Here is an 8423-nt window from a genome sequence, read left to right as displayed (position 1 = left end):
AGCCTCATCGGCTTCCTCGGCCACCCGCTGCCCGCTGAGGCCGTGGTCGACAGCGACCGGCCCGGCACCGCCCCGGTGACGACCCGGGTGTCACTGACCCGCGCCCCTGTTTCCGCAGCGCCCGATCCGACCTCTGGAGTGAACTGATGGACCCCCACTCGATGGACCCCCGCTTCACCGACCTGCTCACCCCCTTCCTCAAGTTCCTCGGCGACCAGGAGATCACCCCCGAGACCTCGTTGCGGGAGCTGGGTCTGGACTCGATGCAAGCCATCGAACTGCTCTTCGCCATCGAGGACACGTTCGCCGTGGTGCTGCCCGACGAGGCCATGAACGACGCGACCTTCGCCACCGCCGGCAACCTGTGGAACGTGATCAGCGCGGCCTCGGAAGCGGGCCGGCCGGCGAGCGCCCGATGACCGGCCACGCCCGCCGAACCAGGGAGCGCACATGAACGCGATCGCATCCGGACCCGCGGTCGTCGCGGGTCCGCTCGCGCCAGGGCGGCCGGCCGAGCTGACCGGACGGCTGACCGAACTGACCGACCGGGTCGCCGCCGTGTCCGCCGAGCACCTGGACCGGACCGACCGCGAGGCCGTCTTCCCCGTCGAAGCGATGGACGAGATGCGCAGGACCGGGCTACTGGGGCTGCTGGTGCCGGTCGAGTACGGCGGGCTCGGCGGGGGTCTCCGGGACCTGATCGAAGCGTGCACGTCGCTCGGACGTACCGACATGTCCGTGGCGATGATCTTCGCCATGCACTGCCAGCAGACCGCGGCGGTGGTCAGCCACGGCAACGAGCGGCTGCGCACCGAACTGCTGCCCCAGGTCGCCGCAGGCAAGATCTACCTCGCCTCGGTCACCACCGAGGCGGGCAAGGGCGGCCACCTGCTCACCGCCGAGGCGGCCCTCGACGCCAGGGGCGACGAACTGGACGTGGACCGGTTCGCGCCCATCGTCACCGGCGGCGCGCACGCCGACGGCTTCCTGGTGACCATGCTCGCGCCGGGCGCCACGTCGCCGAATCAGGTGTCGCTCGTCTACGCGCACCGCGACCAGCTCACCATCGAGCAGACCGGCGACTGGCAGCCGCTGGGCATGCGGGCCAGCCACAGCGTCGCACTGCGCCTGCGCGGCAGGGTGCCTGAGCACCATGTGGTGGGCGCCCAGGGCGACTTCCGGGCGATCGTCACCTCGCTGTTCGGCCCGATGGCGCACCTGAGCTGGTCGGCGTCCTGGCTGGGCACCGCGGCCGGCGCGCTCTCCCGGGTCCTGCGGATGCTGCGCTCGCCGGAGAACCGCAACCGGGTAGACCTCGGCTCCGAACTGCTCCTGACCAGGCTGTCCCAGGCACGCAGGCGTCTGGACACCGTGCACGCCCTGCTCGCGCAGACGGAGCGGACGGTCAGCAGGAGCCCCGATCTGAGCCTGCCGAAGATCCAGCTCCAGTTGAACGCGCTGAAGATCACGGCCGCCGAGGAGTGCTTCGCGGTCGTCGACGGCCTCATCGAAGCGGTCGGCATGCGGCACGGCTATCTCAAGGGCTCCCCGACCCGCCTCGAACACGCGCTACGGGACCTGCGCTCCGCGTCCTTGAACTACAGCAACGACCGCCTGCACCTGGCGGACGGCAAGCTCGCCCTTCTCGATCCCGAGGTGCGGTTTGTCTGACCTGGCATCCGCTTACCGAGAGACATCGCCGGCCGGCTATCAGAAGCTGGTCTCGCAAGCGCTGGAGAACGTTCCGGCCGACGCTCCGGCTCCCGCCGTGTGGCGCGCGCTCGGGGCGGCCGACGCCTTGTCCATGCTGTATCGGAGCGACAACGCCCTTGGCCCGGTGGCGGATCCGGCACACCTGGGCGCTCTGCTCGGAGCTGTCGACGCGCGCGGAGACAACGGGGCGACGCTCAGCGTGCTGGTGCAGGCGGCCAGCGCACTGCCGATCCTCGGCTCCGGCCGGTCCGGCCCGTCCGGCCGGTCGGGCCGGTCGGGCCCCGCGTCGGCTGCGGCTTCTCCCGTGGCGGCCGCGTATGAAGACGCCTTGGCGGGGACCGCCCAGGTGGCGCTGGCCGCCACTGACGAGGCGGCCGCCGGCTCCGATCTCAGCGGGCTCGGCACAGAGGTACGGATAGAAGGCGACGAACTGGTGGTCCACGGCGGCAAACGCTGGGTGACCAACGCCGGCAGCGCCGAGTACCTGTTGGTCCTGGGCCGGCACCGCCCTGGCCCGCATTTCACCAACTTCAGTTGGGCCCTGGTACCGGCGAAGACGGCAGGCGTGACCGTGCGAACCGCGGCGACCAGCCTGCTCGCGAACTCGGCGACCGGGCACATCGAGTTCGACTCGGTACGCCTGCCGGCTGATCACCTGATCGGCAGAAACGGTCGTGGCATGGCCGTATTCGCCCGGCACATGAGTACGGAGCGGCTCGCCGGGGCACAGTGGGCCGTCGCGCTCACCGGGCGGGTTCTCGCGGACACCCGCGAGCGCCTTCGACAGCGGACCGTCGACGGAGAGCCGCTGTGGCACAACGCGGTCGTTCGCCAGGGCTTCGCCGAGTGCCTGGTACGCGTCGCCCAACTGCGAGCGCTCTGCGACAGCCTCGCCGAGACCGCCGTACAAGGGCAGAACCTGTCGGCCGGGACCCTGTTGAAGTCCGCCGTCGGACTGACGGTCGACACCGTGCTCGCCCGGTGCGCCCAGCTCCAGGGAGCCGACGGCTTCGCCGCGGGCGGCGCGCAGGCGATCCGCGCGGAAGCCGGCGTCCTCGGCATCGGCGGGGGTGTCACCGAGTTGATGCTCGCCGGTGTGGCCGACATGTCCGAACAGCTCCTGGCGGAGCTACGGGTATGAGAGCGACAGGGCCGGACGAGGAGTCCCCGAGGGTGGCGATGCGAACCGAGAAACCCGGTGACCGTGGGCGGTACGAGGTCATGGACGGAGTGTGGGTCCTGTGCCGCTCCGATCGGACGGCGAGGGACGCGGCAGAGCTCCACCGGGACGATCTCGCCCAGGCGGAAAGCCTTCCGTCGTGGCGGGCCGAAAGGTTCCTGGCGGGGCGAGCGACCCTACGCCGGCTCCTCAGCGAGGTGCGCCCCGACCTCGCGGACGCGGCGGTCCGCCCCGGCGTACGGGGACGCCCCTGTCTGGCAGGGCATCCGGACGTCGGCGTGAGCATCTCGCACGACGGCGGCCTCAGCGCCGCGGCTGTGGCACCGGGCCGCCGTGTCGGCGTCGACGTGCAACTCCCGCCCGACGAACCGTACGAAGGGATGCTCAGGCGCTGTTTGAAGGGGCACGCCGCACAACTGGAGGGGCTGTCCGCGCCGGAGCTGGCACGCGAACTCGCCTGGATCTGGACCGTCCAGGAGTCGTGCGTCAAGGCGGCGGGCACCGGTCTCGCCGGCCGCCCCTGGACCATCGCCGTGACACCCGGCCACCGTCACGGCCGTTGGGGCCGGTACCGGTGGGCCAGTCTGCGCGACAGCTCCCCGATCCCGCTGAGCTGTGCCTTCACCCTTCGCGAAGACCCCGATGCCAGGGGTCTGAGCGACACCTCGCCCGCCGACCTGGAGTGCTGATGTGTTTGAAGCCCTAGCGAATCCGCCGCAGTTGAGCTGCTACACGACCAGCCTGGTCTGCTGTCTGGCAGCGGAGATCCCCGATGTGCCGCGCCGTTTCGCCGAGGCGACACGGTTGGCGGTGCGCACCGATCTGCCCGCCGGCGAGCTGGCCTTCTCACACCACACCCGGATCGACATCACCGCGGACGGCGGAGAGCTTGCCTATCAAGGTGCCGCCGACTGGGATACGACCAGGGAAGGGCTGCTCGCCGAACTGGGGGCCCGAGGCCGGGTGTTGGCTGTCGCCAACACCGAGCACATCGAGTGGGCACCTGGATACGGTCGGGCCGCCGCCCCACACTGGATCTTGATCGGCGGACGGCGCGACGGCTCCTGGAAGGTGGCCGACGACTTCGCCGCGCTCACCCCACACGGCGAACAGGAGCCGTTCCTGGGATGGCTGGACGACGCCGAGCTCGCCCAAGCCCTTTCGCCGGTCAGGGAGTTCGGGCCCGAGGTGCCCCGCAGGGACCGCCTGGCCCTCGGCGGGGCCACGGCCGTACCGCCCATGAGCCACTACCGCTGGCTCGTACGCACCCGAGCCGACCGCGCGCCCGTGCGAGACCCGCGTAACGACGTGCCGGACGACGGACAGTGGCTGTTCGAGCCGGTAGCGGTGCTGTCCCACATCCTCGCGACGTTGCTCGCCGACCCGGTGGCGACCGCTCGCTACACGGACGACTTGTGGGCCGCCGCACGCCATTACTCGCACCGGAACGCGGTCCTGGTCTCGGACGGCTCGCTGGATCCCGAAGTGGCCGCTTCCGAGACGGGGGCCTGGCAAGAGCTCCCCAAGATACTGCGCATCGCGGCCCTGTCCGCGGCGCGCGGCCGGCCGCGCACCGGTCTGGTCGAGGAGGCGTTCACCGATCTGATCCGTGCCACCGAGAAGTCGAGCGCCGTCGCACCTGGGAAGGGATGACCGTGATCCGTACTTTGTACGAGTCGTTCGCCGCCTCCGTCGCGGAGTTTCCCGACCATATGGCCCTCGAAGTCGGGGCAGACCGCCTGACCTACCAAGAACTTCACGAGGCGGCCGAGCGCATAGCGGCGGGGCTGATCACCGCGGCCGACGGGGTGCCGCGGCGAGTCGGGCTGCTGGCCGAGCGCGGTGTCCTCGCGTACGCCGGCTATCTCGCGGTGCAGCTCCTGGGCGCCACGGTCGTCCCGCTCAACCCGGCGTTCCCGGCCGCACGGAACGCCGCGATCGTCACGGCCGGCGACCTGGACCTCGTCCTCGCGGAGGCAACCGGCCAGGAAACCAAGGCACTTGCCTTGCCGGCTCCGGTCGTGCCCCTCACGCGTACGCCGACGACAGCGGACGGGAACGGCATTCCCGCTCCGGGGCCGGCCGGGCCCGAGAGCATCGCGTATGTGCTGTTCACCTCCGGTTCGACAGGCACGCCCAAGGGCGTGCCCATCCGGCACAGCAATGTCTCCGCGTATCTCTCACACGTCATACCGCGCTACGAGTTGGGGCCCGGGAGCCGGGTGTCCCAGACCTTCGACCTCACTTTCGACCTGTCGGTATTCGACATGTTCGCCGCCTGGGGCAGCGGCGCCACCTTGGTCGTTCCCACGCGGCGTGACCTGATGGCGCCGGTTCGGTGGGCAGCGGAAGCGGGGCTCACCCACTGGTTCTCCGTGCCGTCCCTGGTGTCCTTCGCCCGCCGGATGCGGGCACTGAAGCCGGGGTGCCTGCCGGCCCTGCGCTGGAGTCTGTTCTGCGGTGAACCCTTGACGTTGCAGCAGGCGGAGGCGTGGGCCGCGGCCGCGCCGAAGAGCACCCTGGAGAATCTTTACGGGCCGACCGAACTGACCATCAGTTGCGCCGAGTTCCGACTGCCCAGGGACGTCGCGGAGTGGCCCCGCCCGGCCAACGGCACGGTCCCCATCGGGGCCCTGTATCCAGGACTCGCCCATCTGGTGCTCGACGCCGAAGGACGTCCCGCCGACGACGGCGAACTGGTCGTACGCGGCCCCCAGCGGTTCCCCGGCTATCTGGACCCGCGGAACAACGCGGACCGGTTCCTGCTGCACGACGGCGCCACCGGCACCTCGGTCCCCCACTCCGGGGACGCGCCGATCACCGACGACCACTGGTACCGCACAGGTGACCGAGTCACCCGGCGGGACGGCCACCTGACTCACCTGGGGCGGATGGACCAGCAGGTGAAGATTCGCGGCTATCGGATCGAACTGGGTGAGATCGAGGCCCTGTTGCGCGAACAATCGGGGGTACGCGACGCGATCGTGATCGCGGTCCCGGACACTCTCGGCGACCTGTCCCTGGAGGCGATTTGCACCGGTCCGGATCCTCAGCCGGAACAGATCCTGTCAGACCTGCGCTCCCGCATACCCGAGTACATGATCCCGCGAAGCGTCACCGTGTTCGACGAACTCCCCCTGAACATCAACGGGAAGATCGACCGGAAGACCGTGGCCGCCATGATCGCCGGTCGGCGCGGATAGCCGCCGCACAGCCGAAAGGAGCGCGATGAAGACCGAGGACCGCTTACCGAGCCGTCTGAGCGTCTCCGCCGAGGACTACCGTCATGCGATCTCCCGACTGCCGACCGGTGTCACCGTCATCACCACGGCCGGACCTGTCGGGTGTACTGCCAACGCGGTCATGTCCCTGTCGGTGGATCCGCCCAGTGTGCTCCTGTCCCTGACCACCGCGAGCCGGACACTGGCTCACATCCGGTCGGAGGGGCGCTTCGCGGTGAACGTCCTCTCCTGGACGGATCGACGGCTGGTGGCGCAGTTCGCCACGGGCACCCAGGCGGAGCGGTTCGCGGGCGTGCCGTGGCACGGGGTGGGCGGCGTACCCGTACTGACAGGCGCTTCGGTCGCCGTGGTCTGCACCGTGCGGGAAACGGTGTCACTCCTGGACCACACGCTGATCGCGGGCACCGCGGAGTGGACCCAGGTCAACGACACACCGGCGACCGTCCTGTACGGAGATGAGCAGTACCCCGCCGGCCCCGATCCCGCCGACCTCGATCCCGCCTGCCTCGCGCACCGCGGTTCCGGCGGAGACGCCGGAGGTGGGGGAATGGCATGACGGTCGGCAATATCGGCGTGTTGTTTCTCCGCGAGCCCTGAGCAGTTCCGCGAAACCCTCTCACTCAGAAAGTAGGGCCCCCCATGCCCATTCCTCTGCCCAAATCGTTGAGCACACTGCGGGACCGCCCCTACCGACTCCTGTGGACCGCGCGCTCCATCTCCGCCATGGGCAATGCCCTGATACCGGTGACCGTGGTCTTCGCCATCCTGCGCTCAGGCGGCACCGCCCTGAATGTCGGCACGGTGTTGACCTGCCAGGCGGTCGGCCAGGTGGCGATGCTGCCGGTGGGAGGGGTCTGGGCGGACCGGCTGTCCCGCAAGACGGTGCTGATGGTGGCCGACGCCGTCCAGGCGGTCTGCTACGGCCTGCTCGCCGTGATGATCTTCCTGGGTCAGGCGGCGGTCTGGCAGTTCGCCGTCACCTACACGATCGCCGGCATGGCCTTCGCCTTCTTCACCCCGGCTGCCCGAGCTCGTCGGCGCTGACCAACTGCAGCCGGCGAACGCCCTGCTCGGCCTGACCGACAGCACCACCAAGGTGCTCGGCCCGGCCCTCGCCGCTGCTGGCGGTATCCAGTCCAGGCATCGCGATCCTCGTCAACTCCCTCAGCTTCCTGCTGAGTTTCGTGCTGATCTCCCGAATGCACCTGCGCAGGCAGGTGCGGCGGCTGGAGAAGCAGCACTTCTTCGCGGACCTGCGCGACGGCTGGTTGGTGGTGGCCCAGCGCCGCTGGTATCTGGCCAACCTGCTCTGCTGGGGCGTGTGGAACTTCGCGATAGCGTTCTTCTTCGTCCTGGGCCCGGTCGTGATGCAGCAGGGCCACGGCGGAGCCACCTCCTGGAGCGTGATCATGATCACCGGTTCGGTGGGCTCCATCGTCGGCGGGCTGGCCGCGCTGCGCTACCGGCCGCGCCGCCCGTTGGTCACCACGAACGCTGCCGCGGTGATCGGCATCGCCCCACTGGCTCTGCTCGCTCCCCCCGCCCCGCTCTACGTCATCGCTCTCGGCGTCGCCGTGGCCTTCGTCATGACCTCGCTTGTCGGCGAGGTTCTGGCGACCACTCAGCAGCAGCTCTTTCCTGAGGAGATGCTGGCCCGCGTCAGCTCGCTGGACTGGATGATCTCGTTGATCGCCATGCCCGCCGGATACGCCGCCGCCGCTCCGGTCGCCGAGTTCCTCGGGATGCGCACGACCCTGCTGGCCGCCGCGGCTCTCATCGGCACACCGTGCCTGCTGATGAACCTGCTGCCGGGCGTACGTTCGGTCAAGCGCTTCCCGGACGGAACCATCGGCATCGCCGGCGAGCGGGAGGCCGCCGCGCTCCTCCCCGAAGCCACATCGGTTCCCACGCTGAAAGTCTCGACCGAGACACCCGGTTCATCGGGTCGGTGAACCGGCCCTGTGAACCGGCCCTGTGAACCGGCCCTGTGAACCGGCCCGTTGCCGCGCCGCCCTTTACATTTGACGTATTCGTGAATTGTTGAGGGCCGCTCGGCCGGGCGGTGTTCTGTGTGATGCGGTGCGGGCCGGTCCCGGCACGGCCGTCGTTCCCGCGTGCACAGGTTTCGCAATTCACCCGAGACACCATCGAAGTGCCCTTATGCGCCCGCCATGCGCGCGCGCTATGCGTCCGCAATGCGGCACCCATGCGGGGCTCGACTGGAAGTGAATCAGCGTGCAAGGCTGGCTTGGCACGGGGGCGACCAGGAGCTGATGACGCACGCCCGG

General features: G+C 69.8%; 9 protein-coding genes. All 9 read left to right on the top strand.

Annotated elements, in window-relative coordinates; genetic code table 11:
* The first annotated feature begins 146 nt into the window (after positions 1–146).
* The 9 genes from QR77_RS34595 (at position 147) to QR77_RS49870 (ending at position 8087) form a co-directional block, all read left to right on the top strand.
* Entirely contained in the window at positions 147–419 is a 273-nt protein-coding gene (locus tag QR77_RS34595) for an acyl carrier protein (RefSeq protein ID WP_347359808.1), read from the top strand.
* Positions 420–450: 31 nt separating this feature from the next.
* The gene (locus QR77_RS34590) at positions 451–1671 is read left to right on the top strand and encodes an acyl-CoA dehydrogenase family protein (protein WP_078877510.1); all 1221 of its coding nucleotides are present in this window, start codon (positions 451–453) and stop codon (positions 1669–1671) included.
* Positions 1664–2854: an acyl-CoA dehydrogenase family protein gene (locus QR77_RS34585; protein ID WP_040025964.1), complete on the top strand. Its 1191-nt coding sequence runs from the start codon at positions 1664–1666 to the stop codon at positions 2852–2854. The genes QR77_RS34590 and QR77_RS34585 overlap by 8 nt, the downstream gene beginning before the upstream one ends.
* Positions 2855–2892: 38 nt before the next feature.
* Entirely contained in the window at positions 2893–3582 is a 690-nt protein-coding gene (locus QR77_RS34580) for a 4'-phosphopantetheinyl transferase superfamily protein (protein ID WP_052489790.1), read from the top strand.
* 1 nt (position 3583) lies between these two features.
* A complete protein-coding gene (locus QR77_RS34575; protein ID WP_040025963.1) occupies positions 3584–4546 on the top strand; it encodes a hypothetical protein in 963 nt (320 codons plus the stop codon).
* The gene (locus QR77_RS34570; RefSeq protein WP_040025962.1) at positions 4543–6096 is read left to right on the top strand and encodes an amino acid adenylation domain-containing protein; all 1554 of its coding nucleotides are present in this window, start codon (positions 4543–4545) and stop codon (positions 6094–6096) included. The genes QR77_RS34575 and QR77_RS34570 overlap by 4 nt, the downstream gene beginning before the upstream one ends.
* Before the next feature lie 25 nt (positions 6097–6121).
* Positions 6122–6691: a flavin reductase family protein gene (locus QR77_RS34565; RefSeq protein ID WP_063798114.1), complete on the top strand. Its 570-nt coding sequence runs from the start codon at positions 6122–6124 to the stop codon at positions 6689–6691.
* An 83-nt stretch (positions 6692–6774) separates the two neighbouring features.
* The gene (locus QR77_RS49875) at positions 6775–7179 is read left to right on the top strand and encodes an MFS transporter (RefSeq protein ID WP_078877508.1); all 405 of its coding nucleotides are present in this window, start codon (positions 6775–6777) and stop codon (positions 7177–7179) included.
* 74 nt (positions 7180–7253) lie between these two features.
* A complete protein-coding gene (locus tag QR77_RS49870; RefSeq protein WP_107069020.1) occupies positions 7254–8087 on the top strand; it encodes an MFS transporter in 834 nt (277 codons plus the stop codon).
* Positions 8088–8423: the final 336 nt, after the last annotated feature.

This window comes from Streptomyces sp. 150FB (assembly GCF_000818195.1).
Taxonomy (GTDB): domain Bacteria; phylum Actinomycetota; class Actinomycetes; order Streptomycetales; family Streptomycetaceae; genus Streptomyces.
The sequence above is the reverse complement of the archived record's forward strand: the minus strand, read 5'-3'. Positions and strand labels throughout refer to the sequence as shown.

Coding starts and splice junctions, on each gene's coding strand:
- QR77_RS49875 (WP_078877508.1), top strand. CDS start 6,775: ATGCCCATTCCTCTGCCCAAATCGTTGAGCACACTGCGGGACCGCCCC.
- QR77_RS34590 (WP_078877510.1), top strand. CDS start 451: ATGAACGCGATCGCATCCGGACCCGCGGTCGTCGCGGGTCCGCTCGCG.
- QR77_RS34595 (WP_347359808.1), top strand. CDS start 147: ATGGACCCCCACTCGATGGACCCCCGCTTCACCGACCTGCTCACCCCC.
- QR77_RS34570 (WP_040025962.1), top strand. CDS start 4,543: ATGACCGTGATCCGTACTTTGTACGAGTCGTTCGCCGCCTCCGTCGCG.
- QR77_RS34580 (WP_052489790.1), top strand. CDS start 2,893: ATGCGAACCGAGAAACCCGGTGACCGTGGGCGGTACGAGGTCATGGAC.
- QR77_RS34565 (WP_063798114.1), top strand. CDS start 6,122: ATGAAGACCGAGGACCGCTTACCGAGCCGTCTGAGCGTCTCCGCCGAG.